The organism is Syntrophomonas sp. UBA5494 (genome assembly GCF_002426325.1).
The window spans coordinates 18,379-18,700 of the sequence record NZ_DIPG01000140.1; the positions used below are offsets into that span (position 1 = coordinate 18,379).

General features: G+C 50.0%; 1 protein-coding gene. It reads left to right on the forward strand.

Annotation, left to right across the window (positions count from 1 at the left end):
* Positions 1–294 (forward strand): Kae1-like domain-containing protein (locus tag B3W37_RS15780; protein ID WP_483176391.1); only part of this gene is annotated, 294 nt, incomplete at its 5' end.
* Positions 295–322 lie beyond the last annotated feature (28 nt).

Sequence of the window (322 nt, forward strand, 5' to 3'; positions counted from 1 at the left end):
GCTTTGGACTTTATCAATAAGGGGTATCCCCACGAGCAGATTGCACTGGCTTTATTTAAAATGATAGCCAATACCCTGGAAAAAATACTTTTGTCAGAATACGAGCAATCAGGCTTCAAGGACGTACTTCTGGTGGGAGGAGTAATGGCCAACGGCATAATCAGGGAACGCTTGCGCAAACGCCTGGAACATCCGGCCGTAGGAATGAAACTGTATTTTGCCGCCCCCGCTCTCTCCACCGACAACGCTGCCGGGGTAGCCCTTTTGGGCAGCTATCTGTACCAGCAGGGTTAGTGAGGAGTTCAACACAGAAGGACACTGA